13 protein-coding genes and 2 tRNA genes are annotated in these 19,429 nt (G+C 35.5%); 8 read left to right on the plus strand and 7 right to left on the minus strand.

Translation table 11 applies throughout. The features are described from left to right. Window positions 1-225 precede the first annotated feature (225 nt). Complete coding sequence (locus tag VFM92_RS16225) at window positions 226-2,040, minus strand: MutS-related protein (protein ID WP_325123283.1); 1,815 nt, start codon at window positions 2,038-2,040, stop codon at window positions 226-228. 552 nt (window positions 2,041-2,592) lie between these two features. After that, window positions 2,593-3,147: an RNA methyltransferase gene (locus VFM92_RS16230; RefSeq protein ID WP_325123284.1), complete on the minus strand. Its 555-nt coding sequence runs from the start codon at window positions 3,145-3,147 to the stop codon at window positions 2,593-2,595. A 47-nt stretch (window positions 3,148-3,194) separates the two neighbouring features. Here VFM92_RS16230 and mutS point away from each other — a divergent pair, with 47 nt between their 5' ends. Continuing rightward, complete coding sequence (mutS, locus tag VFM92_RS16235; protein ID WP_325123285.1) at window positions 3,195-5,798, plus strand: DNA mismatch repair protein MutS; 2,604 nt, start codon at window positions 3,195-3,197, stop codon at window positions 5,796-5,798. A 333-nt stretch (window positions 5,799-6,131) separates the two neighbouring features. Here the strand turns inward: mutS and VFM92_RS16240 are convergent, their stop codons facing one another. The 5 genes from VFM92_RS16240 to VFM92_RS16260 form a co-directional block, all read right to left on the minus strand. Continuing rightward, on the minus strand, window positions 6,132-8,165 hold the full coding sequence (locus tag VFM92_RS16240; RefSeq protein WP_325123286.1) for an outer membrane beta-barrel protein: 2,034 nt from the start codon (window positions 8,163-8,165) through the stop codon (window positions 6,132-6,134). A 13-nt stretch (window positions 8,166-8,178) separates the two neighbouring features. Beyond that, window positions 8,179-9,909, minus strand: a complete 1,731-nt coding sequence (locus VFM92_RS16245; RefSeq protein ID WP_325123287.1) for an ice-binding family protein — start codon at window positions 9,907-9,909, stop codon at window positions 8,179-8,181. Between the two features lie 289 nt (window positions 9,910-10,198). Then, window positions 10,199-11,947 carry a mechanosensitive ion channel domain-containing protein gene (locus tag VFM92_RS16250; protein ID WP_325123288.1) on the minus strand — a complete coding sequence of 583 codons (1,749 nt, stop codon included), beginning with the start codon at window positions 11,945-11,947 and terminating at the stop codon, window positions 10,199-10,201. A 45-nt stretch (window positions 11,948-11,992) separates the two neighbouring features. After that, window positions 11,993-12,166: a hypothetical protein gene (locus tag VFM92_RS16255; RefSeq protein WP_325123289.1), complete on the minus strand. Its 174-nt coding sequence runs from the start codon at window positions 12,164-12,166 to the stop codon at window positions 11,993-11,995. A 78-nt stretch (window positions 12,167-12,244) separates the two neighbouring features. After that, window positions 12,245-12,823, minus strand: a complete 579-nt coding sequence (locus tag VFM92_RS16260) for a porin family protein (protein WP_325123290.1) — start codon at window positions 12,821-12,823, stop codon at window positions 12,245-12,247. 685 nt (window positions 12,824-13,508) lie between these two features. Between VFM92_RS16260 and VFM92_RS16265 the strand changes: the two genes are divergently transcribed. The 7 genes from VFM92_RS16265 to VFM92_RS16295 all read left to right on the plus strand — a co-directional run bounded on the left by VFM92_RS16265 (window position 13,509) and on the right by VFM92_RS16295 (window position 19,207). After that, window positions 13,509-14,528, plus strand: a complete 1,020-nt coding sequence (locus tag VFM92_RS16265; protein ID WP_325123291.1) for a PAS domain-containing protein — start codon at window positions 13,509-13,511, stop codon at window positions 14,526-14,528. Window positions 14,529-14,548: 20 nt separating this feature from the next. Beyond that, a complete protein-coding gene (locus VFM92_RS16270) occupies window positions 14,549-16,330 on the plus strand; it encodes a hypothetical protein (protein ID WP_325123292.1) in 1,782 nt (593 codons plus the stop codon). After that, window positions 16,327-17,115 carry a transporter gene (locus tag VFM92_RS16275; RefSeq protein ID WP_325123293.1) on the plus strand — a complete coding sequence of 263 codons (789 nt, stop codon included), beginning with the start codon at window positions 16,327-16,329 and terminating at the stop codon, window positions 17,113-17,115. Before VFM92_RS16270 ends, VFM92_RS16275 begins: the two co-directional genes overlap by 4 nt. A gap of 12 nt (window positions 17,116-17,127) precedes the next feature. After that, complete coding sequence (locus VFM92_RS16280) at window positions 17,128-17,874, plus strand: hypothetical protein (RefSeq protein ID WP_325123294.1); 747 nt, start codon at window positions 17,128-17,130, stop codon at window positions 17,872-17,874. A 107-nt stretch (window positions 17,875-17,981) separates the two neighbouring features. After that, window positions 17,982-18,914, plus strand: a complete 933-nt coding sequence (locus VFM92_RS16285) for an acyl-CoA desaturase (protein ID WP_325123295.1) — start codon at window positions 17,982-17,984, stop codon at window positions 18,912-18,914. A gap of 75 nt (window positions 18,915-18,989) precedes the next feature. After that, window positions 18,990-19,062 (plus strand) — tRNA-Gly (locus VFM92_RS16290). A 61-nt stretch (window positions 19,063-19,123) separates the two neighbouring features. Next, a tRNA-Leu gene (locus VFM92_RS16295) sits at window positions 19,124-19,207 on the plus strand. Window positions 19,208-19,429: the final 222 nt, after the last annotated feature.

Consider the following 19,429-nt stretch of genomic DNA (forward strand, 5'->3'; position numbering starts at 1 on the left):
TATCGAATTACAGATTAGTAAAGGAATAGTGCTTGAAAAGCGTGTTGTTCTCCTTTGCTCCTAGCGTGTGCTCAATTTCATTAAGTTAAGACAATTTCCCTTCTCCGATAGGAATAGTATTAAAGGATGAGTTTTAAAAAAGCTTAGCTTAACGGAATTGGGCGCGCATTGCGAAACAAAAAGAGTGCAAACTCTATTACATTCTTTTGCATAATTTACCTTAACCTACCCATTCTTAATTATCTCAATCCCCATTTTTCTCATCAGCGAAACTGCATTAAAAGTATGGCAGGGAGCATGATGTAATTTATAATCAAATAGAATCTCATCTCCGCTTACATCACTATTGAAGCTATAGTTCTGGAAATTTTCTAATTCATTTTCCAATTTGGCCAAGGATAAATCGTGGGTAGAAACTAAACCCATGCTGTTGGTTTTCATCAATTGCCTAATCAAACTTTCGGCTCCAATGTTTCTGTCTTCTGAATTCGTGCCTTTTAAAATCTCATCTAATAAGTAAAAAATTGGCCTTTCCTGTGGCACTTTGGTCATGTCCACTAATTGCTTTAATCTTTTCAATTCTGCGTAGAAAGAAGAAGTGTTTTCTTCTAGATTATCCTGAGTTCGCATGCTGGTAAACAACTGCAAAGGACTTAACTCAAAACTTTCCACACAGCAAACTGCACCCATTTGCGCCAATACCATATTTACGCCTAGAGAACGCTCGAATGTACTTTTCCCACTCATATTAGCACCCGTGATTAAAGTCACAGCACCTGGCCCTATCATTTCAAAATCATTGCAAACTCTTTCATCATGCCCCAAAAGTGGATGTCCCAAGTCTTTGGCTTTTAATTCACATTTAGCATCTGAAATTTTAGCGATTTTGTAGTTGTCATGTGCAAAAGCAAAATCGGCCATACTCATGATGGCCTCCCAATCTCCAATGGCTTTAAACCAGCCCTCAATAGATTTTCCGTATTGGTTTTTCCAGGTCACCACATTGTTTAAAACCCAGTAGTCAATCAACAAAAATGGATTTATCATCCAGTACATCATTCCTGCACGAGAATGCATCCAGTTGAGGATTCGGGAAAGTTTATTGATTTTTTGTGAGGCTTTAGGGTTTTGAAAATTGCGCTGTAAATCCTTAAATAAGGCAGCTTCCACTTGCTTTTCCTCCGCCATCTTAAACAGGTTTTTGTGCTGTTCTAGGTGAACTGCTATCGCTGATGTTTCAGATTGAAGACGCATGAAGGTTCTCTGAATAGGCAATAATAAAAGTATATTGACAAGAAATCCTAAACCCACAAAAGACCATGGCAGAAGTCCAGTGATTGATAGAGCTATAAATACCAATAGTTGGAAAATAGCAATGTATGGAATGAATTTAAATATTGGCTTAATTTTCTCTTCCTTCGATTTAGAGAAAAAATTAAAAATCCCCTTCAAATTTTCACGTTCATCTTTTCCTTCTTTCACACGGCTTTCTGCCCACCATTCCAATCGCCATTCAAATTCATTTTTCATTTCCTCCACCGCTTCCTGTCGGGAAAGAATTTCTTCTTTGCTGGCAGGATTTTTAAACCAATTCGCTAGGCTCTCCTGACCAAAAATCAGAACGCTTCTATTGACCAATGAAAATACAGAATGCCTTCCAAAAATATCCATATCAGGAGCATATTCATGCAAACCATCATTAAATCGCTCACCAGTCGGAAGCTTATCTAATTTCAGATGTAGCCTATCAATTTCCTCATTTAAAAATATGATTCTGTTTCGGCCCAAGTCCAGTAATCTTTTCTTTGACTTATGCTTATTAACCAGCCAACCAAAAATTAATGGAAAAGGAATTAATATTAAACTTGTGGCAAGACCATTTCTATCATTAATAAAATAAACAGCTAAAATAATCACGGCTAAAAAGTACAGAAAGCGAATCGTTCCAAATTGATTGGTAAGCTTTCTGTTTTTCTCTACTTCACTTTGAAATTGACTTATTTTTTGGCTGTAAAACTCAGATTTATGCGCTAAGGTCATATTGTATGGCTTTCTACTTAAAAGTGTAAAGTTAAGGCAAGATGTCTATGATTGGTACTGATGATGAAAAATGTTACGACTGTTTCCCTCGGTAATAATAAAATTCTACATTTTATTTATTTAAAGACTTTCTTAAAATCTTAATGCAGCCAGAAATAAGCCGTAAATTGCCAATTCTTGTATTTTCATCTAGCTTTAATGCTTCATACTTTTTCCAATGATGAAAAAGTATGCAAAAAATCTAGGTAAAATGATGCTTCTACCCGCTAATACCAACGCATTCCCGCCATTTTACCCTCCTTCCCGCTTTTTCGCTTAAGCGAAATTGGGGGATTTAGCCATTAAAGAATTCATCAAATAAATTTAACTTTATCAAACCCTGTTTACCTAGTTTCTATATACTTTAAAATTATTTATAACCTATTTAGCTAGGGTATCCTATTTAGGAAATCAGAAAGATGTCTATTATTGGTACTAATGATGAAAAATCTTGCTATTCTAGAAATACTATTGCTTCATTAAGTTGGAACTAATTGAAAATTAAAGCACCAGTTATTCCGTGGATCTTCCCCCTTTGGGGGCTAGGAGGCCTAAAACCGAATGCCAAAGCACAACCCCAATACTAACCGAAATATTCAAGGAATGCTTAGTGCCAAATTGAGGAATTTCTAAACAGTGGTGGCTATTGTCTACTACTTCTTGCTCAACTCCATACACCTCATTACCGAAAACGAAAGCATATTTTTCATCAGGTTTAGGCATGAAATTTTCTAGGCTTAAACTATTTTCAGCTTGTTCCACACTTAAAACTTGATAGCCTTCTTTTTTTAAATCTTCCACTGCATCAAGTGTATTTTCAAAATGCTTCCATTCCACCGTATCGGTAGCACCTAAAGCAGTTTTGTTGATTTCTCTATGAGGAGGCTGGGCTGTAATACCGCACAAATAAATTTTTTCTATTAAAAATGCATCTCCGGTTCTGAAGGCAGAGCCAACATTATTCATGCTCCTGACGTTGTCCAGCACCAAAACGATTGGGTTTTTCTTGACCTTTTTGAATTCATCAACTTCCAATCGATTTAATTCTTCATTGGCTAATTTCCTCATATTTTATCATCTTTGAAGTGCAAAACTAAGAACATTTCCCTAAAAGCATGGCGAAGACTCAAGAAGCGAAGGAAACTCCTTTAATGAAACAGTACAATCAGATAAAAGCCAAATATCCTGGTGCGCTTTTGCTGTTTCGTGTGGGCGATTTTTATGAAACTTTTGGGGAAGATGCCGTAAAGGCGAGCAAAATATTAAATATAATCCTGACCAAAAGGGCAAACGGCTCTGCATCACATATTGAATTGGCTGGTTTTCCGCATCATTCGATGGATAACTATTTGCCGAAACTAGTGCGCGCTGGATATCGAGTTGCCATCTGCGACCAGTTGGAAGACCCAAAATCGGTAAAAGGAATTGTAAAAAGAGGAGTCACCGAATTGGTGACGCCTGGCGTTAGTTTTGATGATAACGTGTTAGAAACGGGCAGAAATAATTACTTAGCTTCCATTCATTTTTCAAAAAATGCTTTAGGAATCGCTTTCCTTGATATTTCCACAGGTGAGTTTATGACTGCCTCAGGAAACGCATCCTATATCGATAAATTATTGCAGGGTTTCCAGCCATCGGAAATCATATATTCCAAATCAGCTCGGGATGTATTTTCACAAAAATTCTCTGACGATTATAACATCCATCATCTGGAAGATTGGATTTACGCTTTTGATTTTGCCTACGAAAAACTTACCAAGCAATTTAAGACCAATTCCTTAAAAGGATTTGGAATTGAAAACCTGGAAGAAGGAATAATTGCTGCCGGAGCAATTCTCCATTATCTGGAAGAAACCGAGCATAAAAAAATTGAACATATTGCCTCTATCTCCAGAATTGAAGAGGAGAAATATGTGTGGATGGATAAATTCACCATTCGAAATCTGGAGTTAGTTTATCCTCAGCAAGAAGGTGGCATTCCGCTCATTCAAATACTGGATAAGACCTTGACTCCAATGGGCTCTCGCCAAATCAAAAAATGGATGGTTTTGCCTGTTAAAGATAAGGCAGTCATTGAAGAACGCTTGCAAATTGTGGAGGCTTTTCATAAAAATAATGACTTAACCGAAAGCCTAAGAACCTCTCTAAAGTCCATGGGAGATGTGGAAAGATTAATTTCCAAAGTGGCGGTAAGAAGAGTGAACCCGAGGGAGTTGAATCAGTTGAAAAAGGCTTTGGGATTAATGGCCCCTTTGAAAAAAGCTTTGGAAGATTCCGGTGAGTCTGCCTTGAAAAAACTATCGAATCAAATCAATCCTTGCGAGTATTTATATGAATTGATTGACGAGCAACTCATGGAAGATGCTCCTTTACATACTAATCAAGGCAATTTGATTAAGGAAGGAGTGGATAATGATTTAGACGAGTTGAAGAAAATCGCTTTTTCAGGGAAAGATTATTTGCTTCAATTGCAAAAGCGTGAAATGGAAAAGACAGGAATCACTTCTCTGAAAGTAGCCTATAATAAAGTATTTGGTTATTATCTGGAGGTAACCAATTCGCATAAAGATAAGGTGCCTCAGGAATGGATTCGAAAGCAGACTTTGGTGAATGCAGAACGATATATCACCGAGGAACTGAAAGTTTATGAAGAAAAGATCTTAGGAGCGGAAGACAAAATGGTAGCAATAGAGCAAAGAATTTTTCAATTGCTATTGCAAAATGCCATGGATTTCGTGAGCCCCATTCAGCAAAATGCCAGAATAATAGCTCAGGTAGATTGCTTGTTAAGCTTTGCAGAAATAGCGCGTTCCAATGATTATGTAAAACCGCAAATATCTGAAAGCACTGTTTTAGATATAAAATTAGGTCGCCATCCGGTAATCGAACAGCAATTGCCTCATGGAGAGGAATATATTCCAAATGATGTATTCCTAGATAATGAGAGCCAGCAAATCATGATTATTACGGGACCCAACATGGCAGGTAAGTCTGCACTATTGAGACAAACTGCTTTGATAGTTTTAATGGCACAAATGGGTTGTTATGTTCCGGCTAAATCAGCGGAGATTGGTCTAGTGGATAAAGTTTTCACCAGAGTTGGGGCTTCCGATAATCTTTCAAAAGGAGAATCAACATTTATGGTGGAGATGACGGAAACCGCCAGTATTTTAAATAATCTTTCTGACAGAAGTTTGGTGCTAATGGACGAAATCGGACGAGGAACCAGTACCTATGATGGGGTTTCCATTGCCTGGAGCATAGTGGAATTTTTGCATAACCACCCAAAATCTAAAGCTAAAACGCTTTTTGCGACCCATTATCATGAACTGAATCAATTAGCCCATGATTTTCCAAGAATCAAAAATTATAATGTTTCTGTGAAGGAAATAGATGGAGAGATCATCTTTTTGCGAAAGCTGAAGAAAGGAGGAAGTGAGCATAGTTTTGGTATTCATGTAGCACATTTAGCTGGAATGCCAAATCCTGTGGTGTTAAGAGCGAATGAAATCATGCATCATCTAGAGAAAGATAAAATAAGGGACAAAGCCAATCGAAAAATGACTGAGGTTCCTAAAAATAATTATCAACTTAATATGTTCGAAGCAGACCCTGTGCTTTCAGAAATAAAGGAATTACTGGATAAGCTGGATATCAATTCGATGTCACCAGTGGAGGCATTGCTTAAGTTGAATGAATTGAAAAGTAAATTGAAGTAAAGTATGTTACGAGCTGGGAAGCACGCCAGCTTACTTAGATAGATTAGAACGTCATTCCTGTGAAGGCAGGAATCTTGTAATATTGAGACGAAGCTTCAATAAATCTTATTGATATTCTAGAAAAAGATAATATGCCAGGTGGTATTCTTGCAAGCGGCATAAATAGCAATAAATATTTTAACCCTTGATTAAAATCAAAAGATTCCTGCTTTCGCAGGAATGACGCACCGAATGAATTGCTGAGAATAGTTGCTGTCATAGATCAGAAAAAATACAAGCAAAAAAAAAGACTACCTAATTGGTAGCCTTTTCTAAACCTAACTAATGAAAGTCTTATTTTGTGAATATGTCAATAATAACTGTTCTGTTGTAAAAGCGCTCTTCAGGAAGTTTATTTTCAAACTGCGATAAGTCTTCATTTTCCCCAAAGCCATACAATTTAAAAGTAACGTCTGACCTTTTAGATTTTGATAAAGCTGCTGAGATAATTTTCTTAACATCTTCCGCTCTTGCAGTCGATAATTTTTGGTTATTCTCTGCATTTCCTATTACGTCAGTATAACCATGTATACTTACAATTCCGTTTTTCGGGATTTGTGGCGTTACAATTTCAGTAAGGTATTTCTCATACATTGCAATAGATTTTGAATCGTTAAATCCGTAAACTACACTGTATCTTTTACCTTGCTCATCTGTATCGGGAGTCCAAAGTACCATATGCACCTTGCTTTCTTTTCTAACAATCTCACCACTTTTTGTTTTTCCAAGCATGGTCACAGTATAGTCGCCTTCAGGTTTAGCACCCAAAATTGATTTTCCAGGGATGCTTACTGATTCCGTAGTGTAAGGACCGAAATTTTGAACTTTATCCGTTCCTTCTTCTTTCACTTCTACATTCCATGATTCGAATGCGCTTTCTGAACCACCATTATTAAATGTTATGTAGCTATCAATTGGTGCTTTTTGAGTTGCATCTAAAACAACTGGTTTCAACATCACATTAGGACCACTCTGGAATTCCATAAGTAAAGCAGGAGAACTACTTTCAATAGAAACTCTACGATCTTCTTGACGAAGCAGCTTCAATTCTTTTTCACCACCTACTTGTTCAGAAGGAATTTCAGCTTTACTACGTCCTTCAACACTGATTCTTGATGGACTGATTCCAAAAATATTCACTAAGTAATCCTTGATAGAATTGCCCATTGCTTTCGCATCTTCTGGACCTTTTTCTGAAGAACCTACTAAAGTAATGTTAGCTGATGGGTTTTTACCCATACGGTCGCCTAGGATGTTCAACACATTGTAATAAGCTACCATTTGTCTTTCAGAGCGACCTGACAACTTTTTAGGCTTAAAAACTTCCAATTGGTCTTCTTTAAAGTCTTTTACCTGATCTTTAGTCAAGGTTACGTAACGCTCTGGTATCTCCGTAGATCCTAAGTTAAAAAACACATAATTAAGGACAGGGAAAGTTTCTCTTACTCTACGCTCAACCGGGATATTTTCTGGAGAAACTACTGAAAAATTTACTTCAGGAGCAAGTACAGCAATTGCACTCGTCTCTTTTGGTTTTTCAATTTCCTTACCACGCCCCATTTTTAAAACTACACCCGCTCTTAGTGTGGTGTTATTCCATGTTTCGATGGAACGTGGATTTTGTCCAAAATAAGGATGAAAAGAAGCATACGGAGATAGTACAAATTGTGATTTTCTATTTTGTGAAGAAAGCTCTATATCATAACCAGCTCCTATTTGCATAGAGACTAATAAGTTTTCAATAGCGCTAAACTCACCTTCCACAGCAGGAGATTCCGCTTCAGCAGGGAAATTAGGGTTTTGACCTTGCTGATACGTGAAATCTTTTGACAAATTAAAAGCCAATCTCGGACCACCAAAAAGATAAAAACCTGATTTAAATGGCGCAAAACGTAAGCTTGGTTCTACCGTAATATAGCCAAGATTCGTTTTTAAATCTGCAGGACAATCACAGGGAGTAACTACTCTGTCAAATGTACCTTTACGGCTATCATAACCCGCCTGAAGAATAACTCCCCATTTTGAATTTGGCTTATAATATTCAATAGAAGGAGCAAGAAATAATCCTAATCCACTGCCATGACGAAAAGCTGTAGGCGTTGTTAAATCAGCATTTAATTCTTGCGTAGTTCCTCTATAAAAGTTGAAGTTTCCACCAGCAGCTACACCAAACCACAAAGAAGGTTTTGTATATTCCTTAACCTGCGCTTGAAGTGGTAAATACGCTCCTGTAATCATCACAATGCAAAATAGTGCACTTTTGATGACCAGATTATAAAGAGACCACGCATTGCGTGATCCCTCTTTTAAATTTATTTTAGATAACATTATTTTGTTTAAATTATGGTTTTTCAATGATGTTGGTATCGGTCATGACAACTGAACCATTTCTAGCAAGCATTCTACCTTCGGCAACTGCTCCAGAATTCATTGTGATTGATGTAAGAGCTAAGATATTTCCTTTGAAAGAAGTACCATCTCCGATTGTTGCTGAACTACCAGTCTGCCAGTACACATTTTTAGCCTGAGCTCCTCCACTAAGAATCACGTTTCCACCTGCTCCACCTACTGTGGTGAAATCAGATGCAATTTGAAAAATCCAAACTGCGTTTTCATCACCCTGCGCATCAAGCGTAAGGTCACCAGATTGAAGTAACAATGTAGAAGTCGACTTATAAATACCAGGCGCAAGTGTTGTTCCACCTAAATCACCTGCTACTGAAGATGGAGCTGGGGAAGTTGCACCTTCAACAAAAAGATAAACTTCAACAAGGTCATCTTTAGCCTGCTGCAAAGTAGCTGCTATTCCAGCTGGTTCAGTATCATCTGAAGCATGAATCGCACCGTTTACCACTATTGCAGGAGGAAATCCTGTGATAGATGAACGCACGCCAGGAGTTATCCCAACATTCATATTACGGATTTCACTAAAACCAGCGTTATTGCTAACACCAACACCTGCAAAAATTCCGTATGCTGCAATTGACTGCAAATCAATGCCTGATGGTCCTAAAGGAGCCACAGTGCTGAAAGTCCACTCATAGTCATTCTCAAGAGCTAGTCCATCGACATTTTTAGCAGCTGTTGTAACAGTTGCGGTATAAGTCGTACCGGACATTAAATTATTATCAGGAGTGAAAGTCGCTCTAACACCCGCATAACTAATCTGACCGGTAATTAAATTTGTTCCATCACTTACTGTAAATGAAGTAGAAGTAATTGTTGCTGGGTCCATATTCTGACTGAAATCGACTGTAATCTCTTCATCACGAGCTACATTCGTTGCAAGATCCATAGGGCTTGTCTCCACTATTGACGGCACTAAATCTTCAGTAGTAAACTCCCAAGTATAATTGCTTTCCATTGGGATAGCATCCGTACTAATCGCTTCTGTTGAGATGGTGGCTACATAAGTAATTCCACCTTCTAATTCCATATCTGGAATAAAACTTGCTGTAGTTCCAGCGTATTCTATCTGACCAGCAATTAAATCAGTTCCATTGCTAACAGTAAAAGAAGATGCGTTAATTGACAAAGGATCCATATTCTGATTAAAATCAGCAGTAATCACAGCATCAAGAGCAACATTTGTAGCAAGGTTAGCAGGGCTAGTAGTCATTACCAAAGGTGTAGTACCTGTGCTAAATTGCCATACATAATTCACTTGTAAAGCGTTCCCTAATGGATCTTTAACTACAGTGCCAACAGTTGCAGTATAGTTAGTTTGAGCCATTAAAGCTACTTCAGGTGTGAAGCTCATCGTATAATTTTCTTCATTATAAGAAACTGAGCCAGCAACTTCCGCCATTCCAGCAATCCTACCATTTACAGCAGTACCACTTTCAAGCATGAAAGCATCTTGCGAAATAGTTTCAGGATCCATAGGGCCATTAAAAGTTATTGTAATAACCTGATTCAGGTTTACCCCATTTTCCAGATTTTCTGGGTCGGTGGAAACAACCTCAGGACAAGTCCCAATTTGCTCCACATTTTCATCAACGCAACTGACCATAAATGCCGCCATAATTAGGGCAAATATTGATGCAGTAAGCCATTTTTTTCTCGTATTCATTTTTATATATTTAAATTGTTTTTGTTCTTAATTGTAAGGAAGAGTATGCCTCTGTGGCTACTCTTTTAATAGTGTCATTTTTTTATTTAATCATACCTCTTTAATTAAAATTTACTGATACAAAGGTGGGCTATCAATCGTCCAAATCTTTACACAACAGATACAAAAGTTTATATATTTTACTGCTTTTTAAAAATGGATTGAAAGGATAGATGAGCTAATAAAACCGGTATCAATTAATGACAGGAGTGGGTCTTTCCTGATTCATTACATTGATACCGGTTTACTTTTACACTGCTTCAGGCGAATAGTGCTTACTTTCTAATTGATTTTCAGACTGACGATGATAAACTGTAAGATGCGGAAATGGTATTTCAATGCCGAGTTCATCAAATCGGTTTTTAATTCTTCTTAATAATTCTCGTTTTACAATCCACTGTTTCAGTGGCCATGTTTTTATCAGGAATTTAATCACAACAGCAGACTCACAAAATTTATCCACGCCCAACATTTCCATATCTCCGATGATAAGTGAGCCATATACTTCGTCTGTCTTCATTTCATTTCCGAGCTCCTGCAAAACCATCATAACCTTATCCACATTTTCGTTGTAGGATACGCCTATCTCAAGCATCACACGAGACCAGTGGTGCGTCAAATTGCTAACATCCGTTATCTGTCCATGAGGAATAAAATGTGTGATACCTTCCAAATCTCTCAATACGGTAAGTCGTAAACTCATATTTTCTACGACTCCTGTTGTGCTATTAATTTTGACCACATTACCTGCTCTGTACTGATTTTCAAGTAAAATAATAAAGCCTGAAAGGTAATCTTTTACTAAACTTTGTGCCCCTAATGCTATAACTAAGGAAAGCACTGCTGCTCCACCCAATACCACTGTAAGATCAACTCCTATCTGTGATAAAAGAACTAGAAACCCTATTAGAACTACTAAAATAGTGATAATACTTCCTGAGGCTAGTTTTAGAGTCTCCAGACGGTCTGCACTTTCCGCATTTTTTCTGCTTTTTATGAACTTGTTAAGAATCAGTTTACTACTCCATCTACTCAAGATCCAAATCACAAAAAAAGCAAGAATAATAATGGCCATAGATGGAAGATGCGTTTTCAGCCAATAAACTACTCTATGTGGCGCAATCGAACTTTGAAGAAATTCAAGCTCAGATTTGGCACTATCCACTCGCTCCTCAGCGTCACCTACTGCTTCTACTACTGGAGGGCGATAAGCTTCCAAAGTTTGAATTCTAATTTTCAAGGAATTCAGGACTACTGTATCCTGGGCGTATCTTCTGAATACTTCTTTTAAATGACGCTTAACGGTTGCACTTTGAGGTTGCTTTTCTAGCAGTTCTTTTAATCCAGTTGTTGCTTTGGTTAATAAAATAGTGAGTTCAATATCCTCTTTATGCTTTCTAATTAATTGATCCACCAAGAAAAGATTATTTCTTGCGTGGGTCAATTCTGCCTTATGCACACGTAAATCCTGTAGTGCTGCTAACTCTTTTCTGTTTTGTGTTTCGGAATTAGCTCCAGACTGCACCGCTGTATCCGCAATGGAAAGAAGTTTTATAACAGAATCTTCACTTATGGGCACTTGACCTGTGGTAATATATTCCACTAACTCTTCTTGCTTTTCAATTTTTGTTTCTACTATGCTTATCTGTTGTAATATGGCTTGACCACTACGAAGATGAAAATCAAGTGAACTCAATACTTGCTCTAATTTTTCATTTTGATCAGAAAAATCTTTAGAATCAAGATTTTCCTTCAATTCAGCATCTAATCTTTCAAATTCGTTAGTAAGATGAATCACTTCTTGCTCAAGCTGCTTGCTGCGGCTTTTCATTTGAATGAGTCTTTGATGATCTTCCGAAATTAATTTTTGAAATCGTATGATCAACTCTGCACCTGAAACTTCTAAATTCTCAGCTTCATTCTGTACTATTGATTTGTCATGCGCTGCAAGCGTGCTTATCATCAAAAAAGTGATGAAAAAGCAAATTATTTTTAACATGTTGGGGTTTTTAATTTTTGAAAATCGGATATCGCTATCGATTTATTACACTTCTCTGAATGTGGTCCCTAATGCGAGTACTATAAAACCACCGAGAAGTAGTTCATAATTATACTGCGTTAAAATATCAGCATTGAAATAGTGACCAATTATTCCTAAAATTCCAGCTGCAAGGCCAAGAATCCAGGTTAATTTTTTAGGAGCTGAAGGAGCTTTCATATAGGAAATTGTTTAAGAAATGAATTAGAAAAACAACCACTAAGGATCTTTTTCTAATTATTATTTAATGAAGGAATATTATTTGTGATTGAAAAGATAGAATAAGCCTACTTGTAAGCCCCTATTGTAAGACTCTTCAGAATCATTTACGTTAATATTGGTTAGCCCCAAATTATAACGAGCGTCAATTCCGAAGTTTGAATTAGGATTAATGTAGCTCAAGCCTAGTCCTGCTCCAACTTCAACACTGTTGAAATCATCCATTCTATCAGTTTCAGTATTGTTAGCAAATGATTTGGCATTTACTAGAAACCCCAGCTGAGGACCCACATAAAATCTAAACCCATTATCAAACATATATTGTAATAAAATGGGTACGTTTATGTAATCAAGGTTCAATTGTGATTTTACTCCATTATTAATAACTTCTGCACCTTGTGTAGAAAAAACCAATTCTGGTTGTAAAGCAAAATCATCGTTTAAATGAAAATGTCCAATCAAACCGATGTGATACCCTGTAATAGGTTCTCCATCACTATTTTCATTCACAACACTATACAAATTCAAACCACCTTTTATCCCAATGTTCATATGTTGGGCTTGTAGGGTAATTGTAGCCATAAAGGCCATAATAAATGCAATTAGATAAATTTTCACGTCTTTGTTTGTTTAAATACCCCTTCCAAATTATTCGGATATGGGGTTTTACTTGATACAAAGGTGTAAAGAAATATGAGGTGTTGAATTACAGAAGTTAGGCTATAAGTTACACAATTCACAGGTTGTTTTTAAGAACTACTTCTAAAAGCCCTATTATCTAATTCCAAAATTCATTTAATCAGGATTCGAAAAATACTCTATGAAGTAAAGGCTATCGTAGAGAAATCTAATATGGGACTAGTTATTCTTTATAATTGAAATTTATACAAGGGATCTAATTGAAGGGATTTAAATTTGTCCATCACATTAGATTGATTCTTCAAATTGACTGAATTTTTACTTATCGACCCAAAATAAATGGGGCTATTGAATGATTATAAAGGTAAGTTCAAGCAAAGCTTACATTTTCATCTTACCAAATAAAATAACTAATTATCAATAAATCTTTCATAAAAACAGATTATACTTCTAGAAATGATATTTTACGATACTTTTTATTTCCTATTGTTATTACAACCCGCATTTATTACTTCCATTGAAAAAATAATTAACTGTTTTAACAACTATTTTTTCTAAAATTTGTATTTACTACACTTACATAATCTGTAGTAAGTATAATTACGTAGACTATATAATAGTAAATACTTAAACATTTTTGTATTTACTGTGTTTAACAATCCGCATGGAAAAAGTAATAAACATTCAACAAGCACAAAAAGTGAAAAAAGATCCAATTGATTTTTTGACAAATAATGTGGTATTGCTCTCCCTTAATGAAGACTATGATGTTTTATCAGCTAATGATACATTTCTAAAGGTTACTGGTATAGATAGGGAAGACTTAGATAAGCTGAATTTCTTTCAGCATTTGTGTGGAAGGTTACCAGACTACATTAAAGATGAAGTTGGCTACCTTTTAAAACAACAAAAATCTTGGAATGGTAATTTTGCTTTTCCAACTCTAAAAAATGAACCCGCTTGGTTTCATACGAATATAGTTCCTACCAGAGATGAGGATGGGATTTACATAGGCTTCAATTTAATTGCTACTGTTGGTAAATCGCAACAAAGCATGATTAGCAAGCAAGACACCACTGAAAATTGGATGAAAGCCATTTTTAATGATGCTGATGAGGCTAATATATTGATTGGCTTGGATGGTTCCGTAATAGAATTCAACGCTGCAGCCTACGAATTCATGTCTTGGTACACTCAAAAAGAGCTCCGTTTAAATGAATTAGTGCCTGATTATTTTGGAGGTTCTTTTTCCAAAACATTCACTGCCCTTTTTAATAAAGCCAAACAAGGCCAACGTCAAAAGTTCTGCCGATCATTCCGTAATCTTTCCGGTTATGAAAAAGTTGTAGATATTGAACTTAAACCTGTTTCCGATTCAGATAATGGAATAATGGGTGTCATTTTGAACTCTACGGACATTACCGCTGAAGTAAACCTCGAGAAAAGAATAAGAGTTTCTGAAAAAAAATTAGACGATATCGCTTTTATAAATGCACATGAAGTGCGCGCTCCTTTAGCCTCTATATTAGGGTTATTAAATTTACTTGATTTCGAATCTGTAGATGATAATGGTAAAATTATTTTAAATCATCTTAAAAAATCTGCAAACGATTTAGAAAAGATAATCCATAAAGTTTCAGAAAGTACCTATCTAACAAAAAAGGAAAACAATAGATCTGCTTAATTTTTTAAACAATTTCAATTATGAATAAATTTATACTCATCATATTACTATTCTCATTTTTTAAGATTGACGCTCAAAATTTAGAGAAAATCAGAACGGTATGTTCAGACGAAGTTAACCTTGCTAATTATAACGGTGAACTAAATACGAAGCAATTAAAGAAACAAATTGCAGCATTGGGCTTCAGATACATTGAAGATGGTCAAATTAAATACCACAACGAACTTATTGTTTACGATTGCAATACTGGTGATGTAAAATTCACAGCTGTGTTTGATGAAAATAAATTAGTTAAACAATTTGTGCTTTTCGAGAAAAAAGATGTCCCAGCAAAAAAGCTCCTTTTTACTAAAAACAATGAATCCTCATATGTCAATTTAAAATTTAAGTATAAAGGTCAAGAAATTGCTTCCTACCCTATAGGTAAAACTGAGATTTTTGAAGGTGGAAAATTAAAACAAACAGTAGTTTTTGCTGAAAACGGAGGCCTTCCTTTGATTACTAATTATGATGCAAATCTTCAAAAGATATCCGAAGGAACTGCAACAATCTCTGGATACATTCAAAAAGATTGGGAAGTGCAAAATATAGGAGAATGGAAATATTATGAAAATGGCCAACTAGTTTCTATCTCAAATTATGACAGCAATGGAAAAGAAATAGGTAATAAGTTTTATGAAAATGGAACGCTTATTCAAGAGATTAGCTACACTCCAAATGGTCTTAAAAATATTTCTAATTATTATGCAAATGGAAAAATAAAAGCATCTGGTGCAAAGAAAAATAATTATAAAATAGAAACTTGGAAATACTTTAACAACGCTGGAAATTTAAAAACTGAAATAGAATATGCAAATGGAATAGAAACAGTCATTTTAGCATATGGAGAAAATAATACGCTTCTAAAAAGAAGTGAACTAATAAGTGACAAAACAGAATTAGCCAAATCCTTAGGTGAATTATCAGTTGTTTATGAAGCAGAAACCTATTACCCAAACAAGTCTTTAAAATCAGAAGGCTTCGAATCGGAAGGTAAAAAGGTAGGTGTGTATGAATATTATGACCAAGATGGCGAGTTAAGTAAAATATCAGAATATAACGTAGATGGAGATAAAATTAACAGCCTAGATGCCAACACCTACTTAAAGATACAAAAGAAGGAAAAACAAATATTTAGGGAATTACTTGTTGCTAAAGTTACTCACCCTGGAAACCTTAATCAATTGGAAAGAATTGAAGAATTAACCAATACTTTGAATATTGATTTCGATAGTTTAATGGTGAATTATGCCTACACTGAAGAATACAAAAACAATTATGCTACTTTAAAAAATCAAACTTCCTTATTTGGAAACCTATCTAATGATTTGGAATGGTATGATTCTTTATTAACATCTGCGGAGAATTTCAACAATGAAGTTTGGGCATATTCTCATGATCTTTTTGAAATAGAATTGGCATTAGAAAAACAAAACGCCTTAAACATAATTGATGAAAAAATTTCTAAGCTTAAAGAAAACCATACTACCATTAAAAAAACGCTTTTTGGAAAAAAGTTGGTTGTGATGAATGAGCAAGATGATGTTTACAATATGGTAACAGATGAAATTTACACTGATGTTCATACGGAGATATCAAGTGCAGCAAGTAAATATAGCGTTCGTTCTATAGTAGAAGAATTTAATCGACTGGTTAAAAAAGCCTCTAATGTGATATCGCAACCTGATGAGGAGTTTCAAGAATTATTAAAAAAAACCCAATCAGTACGGGATAAAAGGCAACTTTTCCTAACAGTAAAATGAATAGATTTATATTATCATTATTCTTAAGTTGTTCATACGTATCACTATATGGGCAGTATACCGAATCTATTGCAACAGCTCGGCCTGGCACTGGTAATGGAGTAGGAACTGTAGGTAAAGGCGTTTTACAGTTTCAAGCAGGTGTGCAATTTGATAATGTACGTGATGTTAGAGACTCCTCAGATTGGAATGTCAATAATGTGACAGAAAACCTTGTGGTTCGTTATGGAATTCGTGAGCGTTTTGAAATAAGTGCAGTTTTAAATCATATTAACTCAACAGAATTCATCAGAGAAGGTATGAAGAGCATTTACCGAAAAGGATTTAATACTAGCTTGCTCAGAGTCAGAACAAAAATAAATAAAAACATGGCTTTTCAGGTGGGAATCGAAACAAAATTAAGAGGTAAAGATTATCAAATTAACTACATAGCCCCTAGGTTTCGATTGATGTACAATACAATATTAGGCGAAAACTCAAGTCTAACAACTAATCTTGGAGGCTTTTGGAATGGTAATGATAATAAACCAACAGGATTTTATGTACTTAGTTACGCCTTAACGCTAACCGATAACTTGTCTTTAATAGCGGAGAGCTATGGGAATTTTATCAGAACAAAAATCAATAATTACTTCGATATAGGTTTAGGATATAATATAAACAAAGATACTTTGCTGGATTTAAATGCTGGATGGGGTGAGAATTATCCTTATAAAAGTTATTTCATAACGGCTGGTGTTTCTTATAGAATTATAACTCGGTTTAGACCAGAGGATATGAATTAAATCCTCGAAAAAATGACTCGCTACCTCCTTTTTTTGATTCTTTTATGCGTAAAAACAGCATCTTTAGCACAAGATATTCAACCAATTGTTTTTTCTGGGGGAAAGAATTTTGTAGGAAAAGACGTCATTCAAATTGAATATGGATTAAATTTTGAACGCCAAATAAAAAGCATAAGAACAATTAACCAACAAATCTCTCAATATGGATTATTTAAATATGGAGTACTTCATAACCTAGATTTTTCCATTAGTTATAACTATGCGAGAGAACAATATTTTGTATCTGACCAAATGAGACGTTCCAATGGACTTTCAAACATAACAGCAGGTTTTAAGAAAAAAATCAGTAAAAATTACTCTTTTCAATCAAATGTTGGCTTTTCAAAAAATGAAATGGGCGAATTGCTTGGTAGTTTTCAAGTATCCGCAATTTCTGAACACATTATTGACAGTTTTTTAGCTTGGGAAAATAATCTAGGCTTGAATTGGGCTAATGGAGACCCTCAGGCAAACCTAATGTATCTATCCGGGCTTACTTTTACCATTCCATATCCATTAGATTTTATCTTAGAATTTTATGGTCAGTACGGTCAGCAAGCATGGAATAATTATACCAATGTTGGAATTGGATACTATTTTAGCAAAGATATTATGCTGGAAGCTTATGCGGGTTATGGGAATACACTCAATCAACAAAGTACTTTTTTCTCTGTTAATATTTACTGGCGATTAGTACCCGCACGTTATTCTGAGAAATAACCTCGAAAAAGAACTTATTTATAGTTTGATTCGTTTTGATTTTTCATGATTAAAAAAGGATTAATCCTATCTTTGTACATACATATAAAATTACATTCTATTAAAAAATGGCAGTTGCAGTAAAAGAAAATCTAAAAGTTCGTAAAAAAGGCACTTGGAAAAAAGAGATAAGCTTTGGTATTGTTCACTTATTGCCGCTTGGTGCAATTTGGACTGGTGCAACATGGTTCGATTGGACTGTCTGCGCATTTCTTTACGTATGGCGCATGTTCTGGGTAACAGGTGGATATCACAGATATTTCGCCCACAGAAGTTATAATACATCTCGTTGGTTTCAGTTTTTGATCGCGTTCTTTGCGCAAACATCTGCTCAAAAAGGTGCTTTATGGTGGGCTTCACATCACCGTCATCACCATAGGAACAGTGATACTATCAAAGATCCACATAGCATGCTTCAATTTGGATTTTGGTATTCACACGTAGGCTGGATTATTGGTTCCGATTTTAAAAACACCGATTTTAAAGTTATTTCTGATTACAGCAAATATCCTGAATTGAGATGGTTGAATAAAAATTATTTAGTACCACCCGTTATTTTGGCCCTAACTGTAATGGCACTTGGAGGAATTGTTAATGGTGGAAGCATCATGGCAATGTTTAGCGCGGCTGGTTTTTCTACTTTATTTATAGGATTTTTCTTAAGCACTATCATTTTGTACCATGCTACTTTTTCCATTAATAGTATCATGCACAAATTCGGAAAGCAGCGATATGAAACTGGTGACGAATCTAGAAATAGCGTTTGGTTAGCTTTATTAACACTCGGTGAAGGATGGCATAATAATCATCACTACTATGAGACTTCTGCCAGGCAAGGCTTTTTCTGGTGGGAAGTAGATTTAACATATTATGGATTAAAATTCATGTCTATGTTAGGTTTGATTTGGGATTTAAAACCAGTGCCAAAACACATCAAAAAATCTCGAAACAAGCAAGAAGCAAAAGAATTGAAAGAGCAATTTAAAAATCAAGTGGCATAAATTTTCGAAATTTTTTTGAATAGCTATTGTATTTTAAAAACTGCCTGTTAAATTTGCATTCCCATTCGGGGAAAAGCGAGAGTAGCTCAGCTGGTAGAGCGCAACCTTGCCAAGGTTGAGGTCGCGAGTTCGAACCTCGTCTCCCGCTCAAAAATTATAATAAGTGAGCAATAGGCTCACTTATTTTTTTGACACATATAACAATCATAGCCGGGATGGTGAAATTGGTAGACACGCAAGACTTAAAATCTTGTGAACATTAGTTCGTGCGGGTTCAAGTCCCGCTCCTGGCACAAAAACCTCGTAGAAATACGGGGTTTTTTGTTTTACACCCATTTTAAATTTGAAAAAAAATAATTAAAGCAGGTAAACCCGGATCAAGCAATAATTCTGGGGATTTAGGATTGAAGAATTAACTTTGTCAAAAAAAGACAAAGTGGATCAGAGTTTAATTGAGTTGTTTTTGCCAGAAGGGATTCTCGAATATTTCCAGGTTACTTCAGTTAAAAAGAAAG

Origin of the sequence: Marivirga sp. (assembly GCF_035704835.1) — a bacterium.
Taxonomy (GTDB): domain Bacteria; phylum Bacteroidota; class Bacteroidia; order Cytophagales; family Cyclobacteriaceae; genus Marivirga.